This is a genomic window from Dongia sp., from assembly GCF_041905885.1.
GTDB lineage: Bacteria > Pseudomonadota > Alphaproteobacteria > Dongiales > Dongiaceae > Dongia.
Genome location: NZ_JAYRKD010000001.1, coordinates 5001 through 23675, shown reverse-complemented (window position 1 = coordinate 23675; position 18675 = coordinate 5001). Strand labels below are relative to the sequence as shown.

At 65.3% G+C, this 18675-nt stretch carries 16 protein-coding genes (1 of these 16 cut by a window edge); 4 read left to right on the top strand and 12 right to left on the bottom strand.

The window, feature by feature from the left end; genetic code table 11:
- Positions 1 to 2: 2 nt before the first annotated feature.
- The 6 genes from ACH2CY_RS00110 to ACH2CY_RS00085 all read right to left on the bottom strand — a co-directional run bounded on the left by ACH2CY_RS00110 (position 3) and on the right by ACH2CY_RS00085 (position 6889).
- Positions 3 to 818, bottom strand: a complete 816-nt coding sequence (locus ACH2CY_RS00110) for an HAD-IIB family hydrolase (RefSeq protein ID WP_395014562.1) — start codon at positions 816 to 818, stop codon at positions 3 to 5.
- Positions 818 to 2347, bottom strand: a complete 1530-nt coding sequence (locus ACH2CY_RS00105; RefSeq protein ID WP_395014561.1) for an FGGY-family carbohydrate kinase — start codon at positions 2345 to 2347, stop codon at positions 818 to 820. The genes ACH2CY_RS00110 and ACH2CY_RS00105 overlap by 1 nt, the downstream gene beginning before the upstream one ends.
- A 74-nt stretch (positions 2348 to 2421) precedes the next feature.
- Entirely contained in the window at positions 2422 to 3945 is a 1524-nt protein-coding gene (locus ACH2CY_RS00100; RefSeq protein ID WP_395014558.1) for an ABC transporter substrate-binding protein, read from the bottom strand.
- Between the two features lie 70 nt (positions 3946 to 4015).
- Positions 4016 to 4906, bottom strand: coding sequence for a carbohydrate ABC transporter permease (locus ACH2CY_RS00095; protein ID WP_395014556.1), 891 nt, complete (start codon positions 4904 to 4906; stop codon positions 4016 to 4018).
- Positions 4906 to 5823 carry a carbohydrate ABC transporter permease gene (locus tag ACH2CY_RS00090; RefSeq protein WP_395014554.1) on the bottom strand — a complete coding sequence of 306 codons (918 nt, stop codon included), beginning with the start codon at positions 5821 to 5823 and terminating at the stop codon, positions 4906 to 4908. Before ACH2CY_RS00090 ends, ACH2CY_RS00095 begins: the two co-directional genes overlap by 1 nt.
- A gap of 85 nt (positions 5824 to 5908) precedes the next feature.
- Positions 5909 to 6889, bottom strand: coding sequence for a sugar-binding transcriptional regulator (locus ACH2CY_RS00085; protein WP_395014552.1), 981 nt, complete (start codon positions 6887 to 6889; stop codon positions 5909 to 5911).
- 185 nt (positions 6890 to 7074) lie between these two features.
- On the opposite strand from ACH2CY_RS00085, the gene ACH2CY_RS00080 reads away from it, so the two are divergent.
- Together ACH2CY_RS00080 and ACH2CY_RS00075 are read left to right on the top strand one after the other, a co-directional pair.
- Complete coding sequence (locus tag ACH2CY_RS00080) at positions 7075 to 8403, top strand: sn-glycerol-1-phosphate dehydrogenase (protein ID WP_395014551.1); 1329 nt, start codon at positions 7075 to 7077, stop codon at positions 8401 to 8403.
- A 143-nt stretch (positions 8404 to 8546) separates the two neighbouring features.
- Complete coding sequence (locus ACH2CY_RS00075) at positions 8547 to 10670, top strand: FAD-dependent oxidoreductase (RefSeq protein WP_395014549.1); 2124 nt, start codon at positions 8547 to 8549, stop codon at positions 10668 to 10670.
- On the opposite strand, the gene ACH2CY_RS00070 is transcribed toward ACH2CY_RS00075, so the two are convergent.
- Entirely contained in the window at positions 10667 to 11566 is a 900-nt protein-coding gene (locus ACH2CY_RS00070; RefSeq protein ID WP_395014548.1) for a DMT family transporter, read from the bottom strand. The genes ACH2CY_RS00075 and ACH2CY_RS00070 overlap by 4 nt on opposite strands.
- An 82-nt stretch (positions 11567 to 11648) precedes the next feature.
- Between ACH2CY_RS00070 and ACH2CY_RS00065 the strand changes: the two genes are divergently transcribed.
- A complete protein-coding gene (locus tag ACH2CY_RS00065) occupies positions 11649 to 12482 on the top strand; it encodes a DUF3108 domain-containing protein (protein ID WP_395014547.1) in 834 nt (277 codons plus the stop codon).
- Positions 12483 to 12538: 56 nt separating this feature from the next.
- Positions 12539 to 13120 (top strand): nucleoside deaminase, encoded by a 582-nt coding sequence (locus ACH2CY_RS00060; RefSeq protein ID WP_395014545.1) that lies wholly within the window; start codon positions 12539 to 12541, stop codon positions 13118 to 13120.
- Here the strand turns inward: ACH2CY_RS00060 and ACH2CY_RS00055 are convergent.
- From ACH2CY_RS00055 to ACH2CY_RS00035, 5 genes are all read right to left on the bottom strand, one after another.
- Positions 13117 to 14835 carry an aconitase X gene (locus ACH2CY_RS00055; protein WP_395014543.1) on the bottom strand — a complete coding sequence of 573 codons (1719 nt, stop codon included), beginning with the start codon at positions 14833 to 14835 and terminating at the stop codon, positions 13117 to 13119. The two genes, ACH2CY_RS00060 and ACH2CY_RS00055, sit on opposite strands and share 4 nt — an antisense overlap.
- A 116-nt stretch (positions 14836 to 14951) precedes the next feature.
- Positions 14952 to 15329, bottom strand: coding sequence for a hypothetical protein (locus ACH2CY_RS00050; protein ID WP_395014541.1), 378 nt, complete (start codon positions 15327 to 15329; stop codon positions 14952 to 14954).
- A gap of 67 nt (positions 15330 to 15396) precedes the next feature.
- The gene (locus tag ACH2CY_RS00045; RefSeq protein WP_395014539.1) at positions 15397 to 15996 is read right to left on the bottom strand and encodes a hypothetical protein; all 600 of its coding nucleotides are present in this window, start codon (positions 15994 to 15996) and stop codon (positions 15397 to 15399) included.
- A gap of 35 nt (positions 15997 to 16031) precedes the next feature.
- A complete protein-coding gene (locus tag ACH2CY_RS00040; protein ID WP_395014538.1) occupies positions 16032 to 17360 on the bottom strand; it encodes a hypothetical protein in 1329 nt (442 codons plus the stop codon).
- A 48-nt stretch (positions 17361 to 17408) separates the two neighbouring features.
- Positions 17409 to 18675: the 3' portion of a TPR end-of-group domain-containing protein gene (locus tag ACH2CY_RS00035; RefSeq protein WP_395014537.1), read on the bottom strand. It continues 656 nt past the right edge of the window; only the last 1267 of its 1923 coding nucleotides appear in the window; its start codon lies off the right edge, out of view; the stop codon is at positions 17409 to 17411.

The following is an 18675-nucleotide window of genomic DNA, read 5'->3' as shown; positions in this document are numbered from 1 at the left end:
TGCTAGCCCTTCTTGGCGATCTTGGAACGCGACGAGAGGATGCGGTCGGCGATCTCGACGAAGCCCTGCCCGCCCCGCCCGCTGCTGACATAGGCCGGCAGCGCATCGATGCGGCCGATGAAGTCCTTCACATTGGCGACGCCGCAGGCAAAGGGGAAGAAGGAAAACATCGGCGCGTCGTTGGGGCTGTCGCCGCAGAAGACGAAGCGCTCCCTGGATGCGTCGAGGTCCAGGCCCATGGCGTCCTGCACGAAGCGCCGGGTCATCGAGAGCTTGTCGTACTTGCCGAACCAGCCGTTGACGTGGATCGACGACACCTTGGCGACGGCCCCGGCCTGCTCGAACAAGGCGACGATCTTGACGACGGCCTCCTTGGTGAGCGGCGGCACGTCCTCGCAGAAGTCGATGGCAAGGTCGGCCTCGCGGTAGAGCTGGTCCGAGGCGATGGCCGAGCCCGGCACCTCGGCCAGGATCTTCGCGCTCAGGGCCACGAGCTTCTTGCGGTTCTCGGCGCGCTCGGCATCCGAGGCGACGAAGACGCGGATCATCTTCTTGGCGGCATGGTCGTAACGGAAATAGAAGGCGCCGTTCTCGCCGACCACGCCGGCCACCGGCCAGAAACGGGCCACCATATCGCACCAGCCGGCCGGGCGGCCGGTGATCGGCACCACGGCGAGCCCCGCCTGGTGCAGGCGCTCCAGCGCCTGATAGGCGGCGGCGGCCAGCTGGCCTTCGGTGGTGATGGTGTCGTCGATATCGGTGAAGAGACCGAGCAGGTTGCTGGCGATCTCGGGTGGCAGTGATGAAACAGGTTGCATCAAGTCTGGTCCGCAAAATTCACGAGGCGCGCATTCCATTCCGCGACCTTCGGCCAGAGATCGGCATGGATGGCGCGGAGTTCGGCATAGCGTGCCTGGCACTTCGGATCGGGTTCGAAGCTGCGGGTCGGGCGGCCCGCCATGGCTTCCGTGGCTGCGGCGATGGTCTTGGTCCAGCCGGCGCCCTTTGCGGCGGCGATGGCCGCGCCGAGCGACGAGGCCTCCACCGTCTCCGAACGCTGCACCGCGCGCCCCGTGGCATCGGCCAGGATCTGCACCCAGAGGTCGGAGGCGGCACCGCCGCCGATCGCGACGAAATGATCGATGGTCGTGCCAGTCGCCTGCTCGACGTCCATCGTGCAAGTGGCCTGTTCGAGCACGAGGCCTTCGAGCAGGGCGCGATAGATGTCGCCGCGCCGGGTCGAGCCGGAGAGGCCGGCGATCACGCCGCGCGCGGCGCTGTCCCAGAACGGCGTCATGCAGCCTTGCCAATAGGGCACCATGACCACGCCGTTGGCGCCGATCGGGCTCGCCGCCGCCTCGGCCTCGAGGGCGGCGATCAACTCCTTCTGCTTGCCGGGCTCGGCGCGCAGCACCTCGCGGGTCAGCCACTCCACCATGAAGGTGCCGGAGCGCATGCAGGTCTCGTAGATGTAGCCCTCGTCGGCAACGGCGATCTCGGTGCGGAAGGCGCGGTGATGCGCGTAGTCCCGCCCATAGCTGCCGGAGACCAGGGCGGTGCCGAGATTGACATAGGCGCGGCTCGGGTGATCGGCGGAGACACCGGCGCCGGTGCCGGCGCATTGCCCGTCACCGCCACCGGCGATCACCGGCGTGCCCACCTTGAGGCCGGTCGCGGCCGCGGCCGCGGGGGTGACTTCGCCGCTCTGGTCGCCCGGCGCCACCAGGCGCGGCATCATCGCGAGGTCGACACCGGCTGCGGCGAGAATTTCCTGCGACCAGTCGCGCCGCTTCATGTCGATCACGCCCATGGGATCGGCGGAAGCCAGCGAGGTCGCCCATTGGCCGGTCAGCTTGAAGGTGAGATAGCCATGCACCTCGGCCATCTTCTCGCCGCGCGCCATGACGGCGGGCTCGACTTCGCGGAGCCAGATCATGCGGAAGAGACAAGGCGTGATGTCCAGCGGCTTGCCGGAAATCTCGTGCAGCCGCTCAGGCCCGAACTTCTCGCCGAAGCGCTTCTGCTGGCCCCGGGCGCGCTCATCGAGCCAGACCGTGCCCGGCCGGAGCGGCGTCCCGTCCTGGGTGAAGACGCCGAAGGTCTCGCGCTGGTTGGAGATGCCGACCGCGGCGACCCGCGCGGCGTCGATCTTGCCGGTCACCTGCTGCAGCGCCGTGGCGGTGGAACTCCACCATTCGCCGGGATCCTGCTCGAACCAGCCGGGATGGGGATTGGACATCGCGATCGGGGCGCGACCCTCCGCGACCGCCCGGCCCTGCTTATCCCAGGCGATGGCCTTGGTGGCGGAGGTCGAGGAGTCGATACCGATGACGAGGTCGCGCGACATTATCACTCAAGCATGCATCATCAAAAAATTGGACGGAGGCGTGGGAACGCCTCCGTCCAGGTCTTGCGGGGTAGTTACAGCAATCCAGCGTCTTTCGTTTTGGCATCGATCATGGCCGCCACCGCGTCCATGCACTTCTTGGCGTCGCCGCCATAGTCCTGACCGGTCAGCAGCTTGCCGAGTTCGGTCGGGATCTCGTTGTTGGAATAGCCGGCCCAGAGCGGCATATCCGGCTCCGAGGCCATCACGTTGTCGATGGTCCAGAGCACCGTCTCGAGGTGACGGGTGGTGCCCGGCATGACCTTGGCCTTCGCCTTCACGCGCTCGTCGGCGAAGGACGAGATGCGCATCGGCGCGAAGCCGCCGGCCAAGGTGCACTGGGTCATGATCTCCTTCGAGCAGGCCCACTGCATGAAGATCCAGGCGGCTTCCTGGTTCTTCGAGTACTGCGAGAGGCCCATGATCGAGCCGCCCTGGTGGCCGAGGTTTGGGATTTCGCCGAAGCCGACCTTGTCGGTGCCGCGCAGGCCCGCTTCCGACTGCAACGGCTTCGCCGGCTGCCACAGGCCCTTCACCTTGCTGTCGTCGGCGTCGAGGCCCGGGAAGAACTCATCCCAGCTCTGCACCAGCGCGCACTGGCCCGCCGCCATCATCTGGAACTGGCCGTCCCAGGTGGAGGTGGTCGAAGCCGCCGGCGCGTTCTTCAGCAGGTTCTGATACCACTGCAGGCCCTTGATGCCGGCTTCGTCGTTGCCGGTGAAGTGCTTGTCCGCACCGAAGATGCCGCCGCCATGGCCCCAGACCGCCTGGGTCCAGTCGCATTCCAGCGAATAGTGGCCGGACTTCGCCTGCAGGCCGGTGCCGAACATGTTGTTGGCCTTCTCGGCCTGGGTGATCGCCTCGACCGCCGCGGTGAACTCGGCATAGTTGGTCGGCACCTTGATCCCGTGCTTCTCCAGGATGTCCTGGCGGTACATCAGGATGAAGATCGGGATGTCGAAGGGCACGCCGACCATCTTGCCGTCATACTTGGCGAGACCCTCGACCAGCGGCTTGGAGAAGTCGTCCCAATCGAAACCCGGCATCGCGAGATCCGGCTTGTCCTTGGTGTACTGCACCGGGTCGATACAATCCTGGGAGAATGTCGCGACCCAGGACTGGTCGAGATAGTAGAGGTCGTAGGTGCCGAGCTGGCCCTGGACGTCCTGCGTCGCTTTCGCGAGCACCTGCTCCAGCGGCACGATCTCGACCTCGACGTTGATGCCGGTCAGCGCCGTGAACTGGTCCTTGATCTGGTTCAGCACGACGGTCGGCGGGGTCGCTTCCGAGGTGTAGCGGACGGTCGCGCCCTTGTACTTGCCACCCACTTCCTTCAGGAACTTCACCTGGTCTTCCGGCAGCGCGATATCGGCGGCGAAGGCCGGCTTGCCGAGGCTGCGACGGAAGGGATTGCCGAGCAGGCCGGATGCAAATCCGGAGAAGCCGATGCCGACGACGCCCATGCGGCGCAGGAACTCACGCTTGGAGATCCGGCGGTCGCCGAATGCCTTCGCGCTGTCGACGATATAGGTCTGTCTGTCAAAGCCCTTGAAACTCATGACGTCTCCTCCTGTTTCGCGCCTCTCTGCGCTTTGTTGTTACCCCAAGAAATCTTCCCGACCCCTGGACCTAGTCCTTCAAAGACCCAAGGGTCAGGCCGCGTACCAATTGCTTTTGCACCAGCAGAATGAAGATGAAGCTCGGCACGATGGCCGAGGTACCGAGCGCCGAGATGAAGCCCCACTCCGATCCGGTCGAGGTGACGAAAGTCGAGATCTTCACCGGCAGCGTGCGGATCGTGTTGGTGAGGAAGAGCGAGAGCAGGAACTCGGTCCACGAGAAGATGAAGCAGAGCACCGCCGTCGCCGCCACGCCGCCGGTCACCAGCGGCAGGATCACCTTGCGGAAGATCTGAAAGCGCGTGGCGCCGTCCAGCATCGCCGCCTCGTCGACCTCGACCGGTACATCGTCGAAGAAGGATTTCATCAGCAGGACCGCCACCGGCAGGTTGATGAGCGTGTGGATGAAGATCAGGCCCATTATGGTGTCGCGCAGGCCCACGTAATGGAACATGAAGACGATCGGCACGATGATCGCGATCGGCGGCATGAAGCGCTGCGACAGGATCCAGTTGAGATAGGCCTGGCGGCCGCGGAACTGGATGCGCGACAAGGCATAGGCCGCGATCACGCCGAGGAAGATGGTGAGCGCCGTCGAGCCGACCGCGATCAGGATCGAATCCAGGATGGTCTGGCGGGAATCATAGGTGCTGCCTCCGCCGACGCCGAAGGTGCTGCCGGATTCGATCGCCAGCTCGGCGCGCGACTTGCCGAACAGGACCACCTGGTAGTTGACCAGGGTCGGCTCGAAGTCGAAGAACACGACCTTGTCCTTGTTGAAGATCGCGTTGATCGGCTTAATCGAGGTGAGACCCCACCAGAAGATCGGGAACATGAAGATCGCCACCACGACGACGGCCGTGACATCGCGCAGAATTCCGGTGAAGCGGGTGCCCTGCATCAGAATTTCACCCGGAAGAGCTTGATGAAGATGCTGGAGGTCACCACCACCAGGATCAGGGTGAACAGCGCGATGGTCGAGGCATAGGGGAAGTCGGCGTTCTTGAAATAGATGGTGCCGGCATAGGCCGTGAGGGTCTCGGTCGCGGTGCCGGGTCCGCCTTCGGTCATCACCTTCACATAGTCGTAGATGCGGAAGAGATCAACGCCGCGGATCAGGACCGCGATGGCGATGATCTTCGAGAGCATCGGCAAGGTCAGCTTGAAGAAAGCCTGGAACGGCGTGGCGCCGTCGATCGCCGCCGCTTCGTAAGGATCTTTCGGAAGCGCGCGCAGGCCCGCCATCATGATCAGCACCATGAAGGGCGTCCATTGCCAGATGTCGGTGATCAGGATGCCGATGAGCGCGGTGCCGGAATTGGCCAGGATCGGCGCAGACGGGTCGAGGATGCCGAGCGCGTAGAGGCCGCGGCTGAACACCCCGAAAGAGCCGTCCATCATCAGCAGGAACATCATGCCGGTGACGGCCGGCGGCACCACCAGCGGCAGGGTCATCAGCGCGCGCAGCACACCGTAGCCTTTGCGGTCGGTGTCCAGCAGCAAGGCTATCAGCAATCCCAGCACCAGCTCGATGACGATGGCGACGATGGTATAGACGTAGGTATGGCCGATCGCGCCCCACATCCGGTCGTCGGTCAGGATCTTCAGCCAGTTGTAGTCCGGATCGAAGACGCTGATGCGGGTCGCCGGGTTGCGCTTGTGCAGCGACAGCCAGAGCGCATAGAGCAGCGGATAGACGCCGAAGATCAGCAGCACGGCGGTGATCGGCGCCAGCCAGGGGAAGGGATGCTCCGACGTCAGGAAGCGCGGCAAGGCAAAGCCGCGCGCCGGTCTCATGGCGACCGCCGCCTGGCTCATGCTCGAGCTCCGTTAATTGGATTCATCATTCCTCCCACTCTTTTTTTCCCCAGGCTCTTTGCGGCCCGGTTCAGGCAGTCTCGATTCAGTCTTTGGCGTCGACCAGGGCCCGCGCCGTCGGCTCGTCGGTGACCAGGATGGTCGCATACTCGCCGCGCAGCATCGCACGGATCGCCTGGACCTTCTCGACGCCGCCGGCGACACAGATACGTTCCGGTATCTTGGCGATCTCGTCCAGGGTCAATCCGATCATCTGCTCGTCCAGCGCGCCCAGCACCGTATTGCCTTCCGCGTCGAGGAAGCGACCCGACATCACGGCGACCGCACCACCCTTCACATATGGCTTGATCTTCTCCGGAGTCATGTAGCCGCTGCGCAAGGCGGTGCTGGCATGGCTGAGGTTGGCGACGCCGAACAGTACTTTGGTACAAGAGCGGATCAGCTTGAACTGCTCGACCAGCGACGATTCCTGCATGAACAACTTCTTCACGTCGGGCCGCGAGACGATGCCGGGCGCATGCAGGTTCACGCATCGGCCGCCGATCCGGTAGGCGATGTTGGTGGTGCAGAGCTCGGGCGAGAACTCGGTGGTGCCGATGGCACTGCCGGCGATCTGCACCACGGTGACGCCCGGCATCTTCGCCGAGGCAAGCTCGGCGGAGAGCGACAGCACAGTGCGGCCCCAGGAGACGCCGAGCACATCGTCGGGTTCCAGGATATCCATCAGCAGCCGCGCGCCGGCCCGGCCGATCCGCTCGTAGACGGGGAAATCGTCATGCCCTTGAGGGATAACCACGCAGCTCTTCAGGCTGTAGCGGCGCGAAAGCTCGCGGGCGATCTGGACCGACTGCAGGTGTTCGGAGGCGACGGCAATGGTGACGATGTTCCGGTCGCGCGCTTCCTGCAGGAAGTTCACCACCGAAGCCCGGGAGACGCCCAGCCGTTCCGCCACCTCTTCCTGCGTCATGCGCTCCTCGTAATAGAGCCAGGCCGCCCAGACGATCGGATCGCCGGCGAACTCCGCGGGCGTCGACAGCTCGCTCCGCTTCACGCGGGGCTGCGCCATCCGTCGCTCCCCAATCCGCGCCACGGGGACTCGCGCCATTGCGATCTCTCAGCTCGTTCTCGCAATAAACGACACTCTTCATTGACAATTGTCAAGCGATCTCGAAGAATGTCACTCTGAAGTGGCAAATGTCGCAGCGCAGCAAATCCGCTTGCGCCGCAGCATCGAGGGAAAGACCCTGACGCATGGGACGCTGGACCACACTGATCGACGAAATGGTCGAGGGCCGCTGGATCAACCCGGAAACGGGCAAGCCTGGCACCGTGCCCTACGAGAAGGTGGTGATCGACGATCATCTCGACGGCCGCGAGGCGGACCTCGTCACCAGGCTCGGCTTCAAGGGCCGCATCGCCGTGGTCTGCGACGAGAACACCCATGACGTGATGGGCGCGCGGGTCGCGCAGGCGCTCAAGGCCGCGCATAATTCCGGCGTCACCTCGGTCGAAACCATCGTGCTCGACCATCCGCATGCGGATGAAGAAAATCTCGCGGCTTTGCGCGACAAGACCCGCAACGTGGATTTCCTGGTCGCGGTCGGCTCCGGCACGATCAACGATCTCTGCAAATACGTGACCTTTACCGACGGACGCGCCTATTGCGTCTTCGGCACGGCTCCCTCGATGAACGGCTACACCTCGACGACGGCTTCGATCACTGAATCCAACGGCCTCAAGGTCTCGCGGCCGTCGCATGCGCCCAAGGGCGTGTTCATCGATCTCAGCGTGAACGCCGCTGCGCCGACCTATCTCATCGCTTCCGGTTTTGGCGATTGCCTGGTGCGCTCGGTGGCGCAGTTTGACTGGTGGCTGTCGCACCGGCTGCTCGACACCTTCTACACCGAGCTGCCCTTCGACCTGGAGATCGCCGACGAGCGCGAGATGATGAAGCGGGCACCCGGCCTCGCCAAAGGCGACGTCGAGGCGGTCGGTTATCTCCACCGCGTTCTCACGCTCTGCGGATTTGGCGTCAGCTTCACCGGCATGAGCAACCACGGCTCCATGGGCGAGCACCAGATCTCGCATTACATCGACTGCTTCGCCGGCGACAAGCATCCCGGCACCCTGCACGGCCAGCAGGTCGGCGTCGCGACGCTCACGATGGCGCGGCTGCAGCGGCAGATCCTGGACGACAAGAACCCGCCCAGGATCGGCCCGACCAAGATCGACGAGGCCGACATGATCCGGCGGGTCGGACCGGAGATCGCCAAGGTCTGCGTCTCCGAGATGAAGCAGAAAGCTTTCGACGAGGCGGGCGCCGAGAAGCTCAACGCCAAGATCGCCGAGATCTGGCCGAAGCTGCGCGCCGAGCTCGAGGCCTTCTCGGTGCCGGTCGATGTGATGGTCAAGGCGCTGAAGGATTCCGGCGGCCCGACCACGGCCCGGGAGCTCGGCCTCGACGTCGATTTCTACCGCGAGGCCGTGATCCATGCCCGGGAGATCCGGAAACGCTACTCGGCGCTCGATATTGCCGCCGATGCCGGCTATCTGCGGGACTTCGCCCAGAACGAGGGCTGATTCCCTCGACTTACCGCGATTGGAAGCTTCCAACCTGTATGAATCCAACATACAGGCTCGGCACCGCTCGCCCGAATCCCCTTCCATTTCCGCGGCCCGCTCTGATATAGCTGTATACAGCAAACCAATTTGGGGGACGCGCCATGGCCGGGGACACTGCCACCCTGACCCGCAGCGGGATGAGCGCCGGGGAGAATCCCGGACAACGGCGCAACCCGCGCTACGACATCCTGTTCGAGCCGGTGAAGATCGGCCCGGTGACGGCCCCGAACCGCTTTTACCAGGTGCCGCATGCGAGCGGCATGACTAATGCCCTGCCCCGCGTCCGCGCCAGCTTCCGCGAGACCAAGGCCGAGGGCGGCTGGGGCGTAGTCTGCACCGGCGCCTGCTCGATCCATCCGACGTCCGATGACTCGCCGCTGCCTTTCGCACGGCTCTGGGACAAGGCGGATATACAAAGCCATGCCTTGATGACCGAGGCAGTGCACCGGCATGGCAGCCTCGCCGGCATCGAGCTCTGGCATGGCGGCGCCTCGACCTTCAACCGCACCAGCCGGCTGGCGCCGCTCTCGCCATCGGGCACGCCGTGGATGGCGACCCATGTCGGCTTCATGTCGAACCTGCGGCCCAAGGTGATGGACCGCGCCGACATCCTCGACCTGCTGCGCTGGCAGGCCGAGGGCGCCCGGAAAGCGCGCAGCGCCGGCTTCGACATCGTCTATGTCTATGCCGGCATGGGTTATCTCCCCTACGAGTTCCTGCTGCCTGAATACAACCACCGCACCGACGAATACGGGGGCAGCGTCGCCAACCGCGTGCGCCTGGTGCAGCAGATGATCGAGGTGACCAAGGAGGCGGTCGGCGACAGCTGCGGCGTCGCCTTGCGTATCAGCCTCGAGGAGCTGCGGGCCAAAGCGAGCCCGCATGCGCAATCCGAGGCGCATGAGGTGATCGAGCGCCTGAAGGATCTGCCCGATCTCTTCGACGTGAAGATGGATTCCAGCCCGACCGACTGCTCGGCCTCGCGGTTTTCGGAAGAAGGCAGCCACGAGAAGGTCATCGACTTCGTGAAGAAGGTGACGACCAAGCCGGTGGTCGGCGTCGGTCGCTTCACCTCGCCGGACACCATGGTCTCGCAGTTGAAGCGTGGCGTGCTCGATCTGATCGGCGGCGCACGGCCCTCGATCGCCGATCCCTTCCTGCCGAAGAAGATCGACGAAGGTCGCGAGGACGAGATCCGCGAATGCATCGGCTGCAACATCTGTATCTCGAGCTGGCATGATTCGGTACCGGTGCGCTGCACCCAGAATCCGACCATCGGCGAGGAATGGCGCCGCGGCTGGCATCCCGAGCGCATGCAGCCGAAGAAATCCGACGACAAGATCCTGGTGGTCGGCGGCGGACCGGCCGGCCTGGAATGCGCGCTCTCGCTGGCGCGCCGCGGCTATGCCGTGACTCTGGCGGACAAGGGTCGCGCCTTCGGCGGGCGGCTGAACTTCGAGACCCGGCTGCCGGGCCTCTCCGCCTGGCGCCGGGTGCTCGACTATCGCCTCGGCCGGCTGCAGACGATGAACAAGGTCGATCTGTTCCTGGAGAGCGACCTCTCCGCCGACGACATCCTCGAGTTCGGCTGCCAGCATGTCGTGACCGCGACCGGCTCGCGCTGGACCAACGAGATCTATACGTCGATGGAGGTGCCGGTCGGACGGATCGACGGGCCGAATGTCTTCACGCCGAGCGATCTCGCCGAAGGCCGCCTGCCCGCGGGGCCGACCGTGGTGTTCGATTTCGACAACTACTACATGGGCGGCGTGGTCGCGGAACATCTCGCGGAGCTTGGCAACCAGGTCTCCTACGTGACGCCGGCCGGCCATGCCTCGGCCTGGACCATCATGACCAACGAGCTGCCGCGGGTGCACCAGGCGCTCAGCCGCCGCGGGATCACGGTCACGACCTTGAACCGGATCACGGCTTTCGACGGCGAGGCTGCGACCCTCGCCCAGCTCTTCACCGGCGCGGAGACGAAGTTCGCCTGCCGCAACCTGGTGATCGTCGGCCTGCGCCGGCCGGAAGACGCGCTCTATCACGCGCTGATGGAACGCGATCTCGCCGGCGCCGGAATCAAGTCGGTAACCCGGGTCGGCGATGCCCTGGCGCCGGGTGCCATCGTGCATGCCGTGCATGCGGGGCATCGCTATGCCCGCGAGCTCGACGAACCCGTCTCCGAGGAGCCCTACAAGCTCGACGCGCCGGTCGTGCTCTCTTAAGGATGCTCCGCCTCGGCGACCGCGAGCGGCGGCGGGGTGCGGCGGACGTATTCGCGCCAGATGGTGAAGATGCCGGCGCCGACGATGACGATCGCACCGGCCACCGTGGCCCAGCCGATCGTTTCGTCGAACACCGCCATGCCGATGATCGCGGCATAGACCACGTTCAGATAGGTGATCGGCTGAACCGCGGAAGCGTCGAGGATCGCATAGGCGCGGATCAACAGGTAATGGCCTGAGACGCTGGTGAGGCAGAGCACCGCCATCCAGGCCAGGTCCCATCCGGCGAGGTTGGCCCAGAAGAACGGACCCGCCAGCGAGATCGCCGCGGCGCCGACCACGCCGGTATAAAAGAAGCTGGTCATCGGCGAATCCACCCGGCCGACCATGCGGGTCAACACGACATAGACCGCGAAGTTGATGGCGCCGGCCACGGGGAGGAGAACCGCGGGGTCGAAGAAGCTGCCCTCGGGCCTCACGATCAGCAGCATGCCGCAAAGACCGACGATGATCGCGGTCCAGCGCCGCCAGCCCACCTGCTCGCCGAGCAGCGGGATGGCCAGCACGACCACGATCAGCGGCGTCGCCGAGAAGATCGCCTGGGTGCGCGCCAAGCCGGCGATCTGGAAGCTGGTGATCGCGAGCACGACCTGCGCCACCAGCAGCAGGCCGCGGAAAACCTGGAGCCAGGGGCGCTGCGTGCGCAGGGTCGTCCCGATCCCGCCCGGCAGGGTCACCGCAAAGCCGACCGCGAACAGCGCAAAGGCCCAGTAACGGATCATCGTGACGAAGATCGGGCTATAGGCTTCCGCCAGGTGTTTCGAGATCCCGTCCTGGGCCGAAAAGATCGTGGTCGCGAGCAGCGCGACAACATAGCCCTGCGTCCTGGTCCTCATAAGGGCAACCCGATCGCTCCGGATTTTCCGCCGTTCCGCGAGTGTCTTCGCACGGACACGGATCATATGCCATGATGGCGCCATGTCCCCCATGACCGGACGCCTCGCCGCTGCCTGGATCGGTCTCGCGCTGTTGGTCGTGCCGGCCGCCAGCCCCGCCACCGAGACTGCGGCGGCGCAGATCGCCGACCTCAAATACGACGTCTATGTCGGCGGCCTCCACATCTATTCGCTCGACGTCGAGATGGTGCTGCAATCCGGCCGCTACCGGCTGTCTGCGCGCGGCGGGACCCAGGGCATGGTCGGCATGGTCTATACCTGGGACACCGACCTGGCGGCCGACGGGATCGACCAGGGCGGCCGGGTCGAGGCGCAGCGCTTCCACTCGAAGACCCAGTGGCAAAGCCGCCGGCGCACGGTCGAGCTCGGCTTCAGCGCGGACGGCCGCTATGCGCTCCGGCAGGATCCGCCGCCGGAGCCCGATCCCGACATCGAAGGCGGGCTGCCGCAGGCCCTGCCCGCCGGAGTCGTCGATCCCTTGAGCTTCGCGATCTCGGCCACGCGCTTGCTGGCCAGGACCGGACGCTGCGACCAGACCGTGCCGGTCTTCGATGGACAGCGCCGGTTCAACGTGATCGTGACGCAACTCGGCGTGGCCAGCTTGCAGCCCAACCGCTACTCGATCTATCAGGGCCCGGCCATGCGTTGCGGCCTCGGGATCGAGCGCATCTCCGGCTTTCGCAAGAGCCTCCGGGCCAAGCGCGAGAAGGAGGAGCGCTCGACGCCGCCGACGATCTGGGTCGCCCAGGTCCAGCCGGGGCTGCCGCCGATCCCCGTGCGCTATGACGGCGAGATCGCGCTCGGCAAGATCGTGGTGCATTTGACCGATGCGCGCTTCCGCACCGGTTCCAACTAGCGCCGCCTCCCGTTCTTCGCCATCATCCGCCGGAGCCCGTTCCGCGGAGGATGACCATGGCGCCGAGTCCCCACATAGCAGAATCCACCCCGGTGACCGACGGGGTCTTGAACCTGATCGCGCACCTGCCGACCCGGAGCCTTCCTGCGATCGTCGCCGACGGCTTCCTGAAGAAGCTCGGCGATGCCGATTTCATGCGGATCGGCGTGCTGCTGGCGCAAAAAGGTTACGACGAGGGCGGCTGCCCGATCGGCGCGGTGATCATCGACAACGCGACCCGGCAAATCGTCGGCAAGGGCCACAATACCCTGGTCCAGGAGAGCCATCCCTATAACCACGGCGAGACCTCGGCGATCCGCGACGCCGGCCGAATGGACTTCAGCCGCACGACCTTGTTCACCACCTTGAGCCCCTGCGACGTCTGCGCGACCTTGCTCTACATGCGCCAGTTCAAGCGGGTCGTCGTCGGCGACGTCACCAATGCTTCCGGCAATGAAGGCCTGCTGCGCGAGAAGGGCCTCAAGGTAGACGTCCTGGAAGACCCGGAGGGGATCGCGCTCTATCGGAAATACCGCGTCGAGAAGCCGGAGCTCGATATCGAGGACTGGAAGGGCGTCGCGGCGGTCCGGAACCGCTAGCCCCGCAGCCAGTCGGGCGGGTCGCCAGGGTTCCGGCCGCTGCACGCCGCGGCGATGCAGGCCTCGAGGCTGGCGAAATGCATCTCGCGGCGGGTGATGCCGGGGCCGTAATGGGCGAACTTCGCGGAATTGGTCATCAGCCGGCGCGTCTCGCGCGGCAGCATCGGCTCGAAGATCATGCACCAGCAGGTGTCGTTGAGGATGTTGGCGCCGAAGCGCTTCAGTTCATCGACCAGGCCGGCCTGGTCCGCTTCCCGGTAGATATCGCGCCCGCAGGTGATGACGAGATCGACGCCCGCCGCCTTCGTCTTCCCGCTGCAGAGCGCGGCCGCCCTGCCGAGCTCGTCGCGGGAGAAATGCGGATTGCCCAAGGAAACCAGCTCGACGGCGGGGTCGGTCGCGGTGTTGAGCTCGCGCCAGCTCTGCAGCAGATCCGCGCGCGTCAGCACGACATGGCGTTCCGGAATCTTGTCGCCGAGCGCCTGCTCCACGGTCTCCGCCTCCGGCGTCACACCGGCGATGTGGAACATCGGGGCGCCGGCGGTGGTGGCGAAGGCGGCGCTGAACGCCTTCAGGTCGTCGCGGGAAGGCGGTGCATCGGCTAAGCCGGTCACGACCGGAATATCGGATCCGGCGATGAGACCGACATGGTAGCCGAGCAGCGGATGGAAGGAATCATCGGTGATCCCGAGATCGGGGACGTCGATCCGCACCGTCGCCTGCCGTCCGGCCGCGGTGTGGCTCGCCATCAGCGGCGCGCGGCCGGTGAGCGCGACCAGGATGTCGAGATAGTCCGGATATTTCATCGTCCGGGCGCCGAGCACGCTGTTGGCATAGGCGACGGCGTTGGACTCGCCCCAGGCGATCTGCTGGCCGAAGCCAGGCGCGCTCTCAAGCAGGTAGGGCGCGCAGGTGAAGCTCGGGCGAACGCCGATTCCGGTATAGGCCGCGATCACACGCTGTGAGATCTCGCCGAAGGATGCTTCGACGCCGCCTCTCCGCCACAGCAAGGTGTCGACCGAGGTCGCATTGGTGGTGGCCGGCACCTTGACCTTGCCGCCCCAGGCGTTGAGCTGCTCGGCGAAGCCGAGGCCGGCCGGGCCGGTGTAGAAGCAGCAGTCGATATGCGCCTGGCCGACATCGATCAGTTCCGTGACGCCCTGCACCTCCGCAAAGCGCGCGATGACTCGCATCGCCACCTGGCGGGCCTTGCCCTCGGCGCCCTCGAGCATCGCTTGGTCGGACGCGGTGAGGTTGACCCGCCGCGTGGGTGTCGGGATCTCGCCCTTCGACTCGACGCGCCCGACCGCCACACGTCCGTTATCGACGGTAAGCGACTTCTGTTCGGCGAGACGCGCGAAGCTCTCGGAATCGACGGCAGCGATCGGAATGGTCTTGCCGAAGATCTCGCCGCCGATCATGGCGCCCATGGTGAGGATCGCCTCGTCCTCGGCGAAGACCAGCGCCGCGGGCGCCTTGTCGTTGTGGATGAGCTCGAGCAGGCCGCAGCTACCGGAACAGGAACCGCGAGCACCGGGCAGCACGAAGATCTTGCCGGTGACCACCGTGCCGCAGAGCGGGTGATGGCGGTCGATGATCGCGCCGGATTCCGTGTCGATGCCCATCCAGAAGCTCAGGGGCACGTCGGTGAAGACGACATCTCCGCTGGCGTGACCCGGCACCAGGCAACGGCCCACGATCTCATTCCGACTCACGATCCACGAACTCCAGGCAATAAGGACAGGCGGAGAGATTAGACCGGCAGACAAGGCGAAAGCAAAACGCCCGGCCGCGGCGGCCGGGCGTCCTGAAGGAATCGATACCGCCTGGATCAGTTGACGATTTCGATCTGCGTTCGATCCAGCTCGATGTCATCCGACGTGGTGATCAAGAGCGCACGCCAACCGGCTCGGGCATTGTCCTGAACCGTGATCGTGATCGGGAACTTCTGGGCGGTCACGGCATCCGGCAGCGGTTGCTCGATCGTTATGGTGGAGTCACTGATATTGCCGCCGATGATCAGGACCTTGGCGCGCAACCCCGGCTCCGCCAGATTGCAGCCCCTGATTTCCGCTTCCACCGCATTGCCGCCGATCTTGAACTTGTTGGGGACCACCTCGCTGATCGTGGTCTCGATGATCTCGATATCATCACCCCCTCTACGCCGGCGCGGCCTCTTCTTCGCGTATCGCGCGGCCGATTTCGCCACGGGCTTTTTTGCCGCTTTCTTCGCTGGTTTTGCCATCGCATCTCTCCCGTTCGTCTAACAGAGGGGCCTAGTCGACGTCGCCGGAGCGGCGGGCGCCGCTGGACCGGGCCATGACGCCGCTCGATCTCGCCATGGCGCCGCTCGACCGGGCGAACGCGCCGCTCGAGCGCGCCATCGCGCTGCTGCCGAAAGCGGAGTCCCCGCTTTCCGCCGCCAGCAAAATCTGCTCGAGCGGGCCGGTATCCGCGTCCATCCGGATCGAAAAGTCGCCCTTGTCATAGACCCATACCCGCATGTCGGAAGCGAAAGAGCCGACATGCCAAGCCAGCCCGGTCCGCGTGATCCTGCCGGGCGATCTGGCCAGGCCTTCGAAGTTGGGATCGTCGGCCGGGGGCGTGTCGGCCGGGACACCGCCGCCGTGAACCAGGAACAGCGCCGGCCTCGCCAGCTCGAACAGGCCGCCCTCGAACGAGAAATAGAAGATCCGCGCAAATCCGGCGTCGTTGTTGCGCAGCTGCTGTTGAACGAACGTGTTCTTGCCCTTGCGCGGCGGTCTCACCGCATCTTGCGGGTCTTGCTTCACCAGCAGCAGGTCGCTCAGCAATCTGCCGAAAAGATAGACTGCCGATGTGCTGAGCAGTGTTTCGTTAGGTGCAGGCGTGCTCATCAGATTTCCCCTTCGCTTCAGCTCTCAGATGCAACTCAGGTCACGATGGTCCTCTTCAGCGTGTAGAGCTCGCGGTAGCTCATGGCGGGAAGCCGCCGGCAGTCCGACGGCAATAAGGTCCGGTCCGAGCCCGCATGGCTGTGCGGCGATCGTGTCCGCTCGCGTTTCCCGGCGTGAAACCGGCCGATCCCACGTTGGGCGAAATTGCGCCGGATGATCCGGGCGTAGCGGCCGCCGCCGAGCACGCGATCGGCCGCGCTGAAGGCGCGGGCGACGTCGCCGTAGTCGAGGAAGTCGGCGCGCAGGCCCCAGAGCGTCTCGGCGAGATAGGCGCCGATGACGTCGCGCGCCTGCTCCAGGGCCGCGCGGAAACCGGGCGGGTCGGACGCGAAGGCGTCCTCGAACACTTGCTGGACGACGACGTCCGCGGCGGAATCGTGCTCGGCGATGTCGGCCAGGTTCTCGATCTCGCGCGAGATCAACCCCAGCTCGACCAGGTTCTCATGATAGACGTCGGACAGGATGTCGAAGATCGCGCCGGTCAGCGGCTGCGAGAGCGCGTGCTCGTCCTTAAAGCGGCGGGTGAATTCGGCCATGGTGCGGCGGTTGTTGGCCCGGCGCAGCTGCCGGTGCGGCGCAAATTCCGCGAAGCGGGTCAGGCGGTTCTCGCGGCTGAGATTGCCGCCGCTCTGCGCCAGGGCGCCGGTGACCACGGACGGAAAGTGCATCGCCGCCAGCAACGACACCAGGTCCGAGAACGACTCGTGGAAGCCGAGATATTCCGGGTATTCGGCGTCGGCGCGGGGCACGCCCAGCACGCCGTAGACCACCGCATGGCCGACCTCATGCGCGATCACGTCGAAATCGAGCGCGAAGGACGCGATCCGGCGACCATGTTCGTAGAGGCTGCCGATTTCGAGATAGCCGTAGCCGTATTGGGCATTGTTCCACTCCGGCAGCAGCGAGATCTCGAGACGGTCGAAATGCTCCTGGAAATGCCAGAGCACCGGCTGGCCGAGATAGCGCTCCCAGACATCGAGGGTGAAGCGGATGGCGCCGAAGACATGCGCCGCGTTGAAGCCGGGATCGCCGGGATGGAGGTGATCGAAATGGCCGCTGTCGTTGGGCTCGGCCGGCGCCCGCCTCCGCCCGGTCCAGGGCGGGAGGTAGATGAACGGCGTGCCATAGGGCCCGCGGCTCGCGCCGTAGGGATAGGTCTTGCCGACCGGCTCGACGGTGTACATGCGATCATCGGCCGGGCCGGCGCGAAGGCTGCCCGCCGGCGACGAGACGGAGATCACCTCGGTCTCGTTCCGATCGCCCTGGATTGGCGGCTGCACAAACAGGTTGAACCGGGTCCCCACGCGCGCCTCGCCCCGAGTCTGTGGGAAAAAATTCTACTGGATCAACAATTACTGTGCGAGTGAATCTTCGGCGCGACCCAAGGTTGGCTGCTCGGCCGGTTCCGAGAGCTTGAGCAATACCGCATATCGGGGATGCTGCCGTATGGAATCAAGGTCGGAATCGTTGCGGAACCAAAGCCGCATCTCCGCGCCGACCTGGGAAACCCAGCGCTCCAGCACTTCCACGGCCTTGTCGGCCTCGCCGAGCAGCGCATAGGTGCAGGCGGCGTTGTACTGGATGTTGGTGTCGCCGGGATCGGTCGCCAGCGAGCGCGAGAGCCATTGCATCGACTCTTCCCGCTGCCCGAGAAAGGCCAGCACCGTCGCGCCGAGGCAGGCGCAGTTCGCGTTCTCCGGATGCAGCCGCAGCTCCTCTTCGGCCTTCTTGACGCCGAGGCGGGCATAGCTTTCGGCCTTCTCGACCTGGCCCAATGAGCGAAACACGCTGACCAGCATGATCGGCGCGCCGTAATCGGTGGGCTTGATCTCGAGCGCCCGGATGAAGTGGGTCGCCGCCAGCTCGAATCGCCCGTCGGTGACGCAGAACTCGGCATAGTACCGGTGCGCCTCATGGCAATCCGGATCGAGCTCGACCGCCAGCTCGAATTCCGCGGCCGCTTCGGCGCGTCTCTCGCCCAGCGAAAGCGCGAAGGCCTTCGCCGCGCGCGCTTCCGCAAGGTTGGGATCGATCAGCAGCGCCTTTTCCGCGGTGGCGAGGATCGCATCGACGCCGATCGCAAAGCCGTAGCTCGATTGCAGCCGCACGTCGCAGATCGCGATGCCGGCATAGGCGCGGGCATAGCTCGGATCGAGCTCGAGCGCCCGGGCGAAGCTCTGCCGCGCCATCAGGTGATTGGCCTTGGACGCGATATGGTAGTACTCGCGGCCGCGCAGGTAATGCGTATAGGCATCGACGCTGGCGGTGGGGGCCTGTTCGATCGCCTTCTTCTCGTCGGGCAGCAGCTTGACCTTCAGTTGCTCGACGATGGTCTTGGTGATCTCGTCCTGGACCGTGAAGATGTCGTTGATGTCCCGGTCGTAGCGGGCCGCCCAGAGATGCCCGTCGGTGGCGCCTTCGACCAGCTCCGCGTTGATCCTGACCCGGTTGCCCGACTTGCGGACGCTGCCCTGGACCACATAGGCGACGCCCAGCTCGCGGGAAATGTGCTCCATCGTCCGCGCCCGGTTCTTGTAGGCGAAGACCATGTTCCGGCTCAGCACGAACAGGCCGGAGACGTTGGAGAGATCGGTGATGATGTCTTCGGTGACACCGTCG

Bases quoted from the DNA above. Each gene is read 5' to 3' on its own strand.
- ACH2CY_RS00110 (WP_395014562.1), bottom strand. From the start codon at position 818: ATGCAACCTGTTTCATCACTGCCACCCGAGATCGCCAGCAACCTGCTC.
- ACH2CY_RS00095 (WP_395014556.1), bottom strand. From the start codon at position 4,906: ATGCAGGGCACCCGCTTCACCGGAATTCTGCGCGATGTCACGGCCGTC.
- ACH2CY_RS00065 (WP_395014547.1), top strand. From the start codon at position 11,649: ATGTCCCCCATGACCGGACGCCTCGCCGCTGCCTGGATCGGTCTCGCG.
- ACH2CY_RS00075 (WP_395014549.1), top strand. From the start codon at position 8,547: ATGGCCGGGGACACTGCCACCCTGACCCGCAGCGGGATGAGCGCCGGG.
- ACH2CY_RS00080 (WP_395014551.1), top strand. From the start codon at position 7,075: ATGGGACGCTGGACCACACTGATCGACGAAATGGTCGAGGGCCGCTGG.
- ACH2CY_RS00070 (WP_395014548.1), bottom strand. From the start codon at position 11,566: ATGAGGACCAGGACGCAGGGCTATGTTGTCGCGCTGCTCGCGACCACG.
- ACH2CY_RS00085 (WP_395014552.1), bottom strand. From the start codon at position 6,889: ATGGCGCAGCCCCGCGTGAAGCGGAGCGAGCTGTCGACGCCCGCGGAG.
- ACH2CY_RS00100 (WP_395014558.1), bottom strand. From the start codon at position 3,945: ATGAGTTTCAAGGGCTTTGACAGACAGACCTATATCGTCGACAGCGCG.
- ACH2CY_RS00090 (WP_395014554.1), bottom strand. From the start codon at position 5,823: ATGAGCCAGGCGGCGGTCGCCATGAGACCGGCGCGCGGCTTTGCCTTG.
- ACH2CY_RS00105 (WP_395014561.1), bottom strand. From the start codon at position 2,347: ATGTCGCGCGACCTCGTCATCGGTATCGACTCCTCGACCTCCGCCACC.
- ACH2CY_RS00060 (WP_395014545.1), top strand. From the start codon at position 12,539: ATGGCGCCGAGTCCCCACATAGCAGAATCCACCCCGGTGACCGACGGG.
- ACH2CY_RS00045 (WP_395014539.1), bottom strand. From the start codon at position 15,996: ATGAGCACGCCTGCACCTAACGAAACACTGCTCAGCACATCGGCAGTC.